Source organism: Flavobacterium bomense (assembly GCF_003970355.1).
In genome coordinates, this window is the sequence record NZ_RYDJ01000204.1 from 1 (window position 1) to 1,145 (window position 1,145).

General features: G+C 36.9%; 2 protein-coding genes. Both read right to left on the bottom strand.

Going from position 1 to position 1,145, the window contains the following annotated elements; genetic code table 11:
• Positions 1 to 687, bottom strand: a 687-nt coding sequence (locus EKL98_RS16755; RefSeq protein ID WP_126563218.1) for an SDR family NAD(P)-dependent oxidoreductase, incomplete at its 3' end; no start/stop codon positions are given.
• Between the two features lie 57 nt (positions 688 to 744).
• Positions 745 to 1,145, bottom strand: a 401-nt coding sequence (locus EKL98_RS16760) for an aldo/keto reductase (protein WP_233589484.1), incomplete at its 5' end; no start/stop codon positions are given.

Sequence of the window (1,145 nt, forward strand, 5' to 3'; positions counted from 1 at the left end):
AACATGATATGGTCTAGAAACTACAAAATGAATAATATCTGCAATATCCTCTGCTATCAAGGGTTTTAGACCTTTGTAAGTATTGTTGGCTTTGTCCTTGTCGCCTTTGAAACGCACTTCGCTAAACTCGGTTTCGACCATCCCGGGATGAATGGCTCCCACCCGAATTCCATAAGGATTTAAGTCCATTCGCATACTTTTATTCAAGGCGTCAACAGCATATTTCGATGCGCAATACACATTTCCGTTGGGATACACTTCCTTTCCTGCAATGGAACCAATGTTGATAATATGACCTGATTTTTGTTCGATCATTTGCGGAATTATGGCTTTCGAAACATACAAAAGTCCCTTCACATTGATGTCAATCATAGCGTCCCAATCGTCTAAATTGCCATCTTGTATTGGACTTAAACCATGCGCATTTCCAGCATTATTAATCAAAACATCAATTTTAGAAAAGGCAGAAGACAACGAATTGATGCTTTCAAAAACCGCTATTTTATCCCGAACATCAAAGCACAAAGTGTGGATTTCTGTAAATTCAGAAAGTTCTTTATCGAGTTCCTTCAATCGATCTTCCCGTCTTCCGCAGAGAATTATTTTATAATTGTTTTTGGCTAATATTCGTGCTGTTGCTCTTCCAATTCCGCTGGTCGCTCCTGTAACTAGGGCTGTTTTACTCATGATTTATAGTTTTCCGGAATCATTATTTTTTGATTTCATTTTTGTTATTTTTACCTTTTATGGAACTGGATTTCCAGTACTTGCCGTCCACAATGCAAACCAATCTTCGAGTTCTATTTCGATGGTTGTAGCCTTCATTAAATTGGCAATTCTACTCTTATTGGTTGTGCCAAAAACCGGTAAAATTCCCGAAGGATGTTTTAAAATCCAGGCAATAAGCAAAACCTCAGTTTCTACATTGTATTTTAGCGAAAGTTGTGATGCCAATTCCTTAATTCGAATGGATTTTTCATCAGTTTTTTTAAAAACACTTCCCATTGGAGACCAGCATATTGGCTTGATTTTATGAAGCTGCATATGGTCTAAACTCCCGTTGAGCATTGGTTCAAAATGCGTAATTGAAAACTGGATTTGATTGTAATTAATTTTCATTTTTGTCTCAATTAAATCCGTTTGGC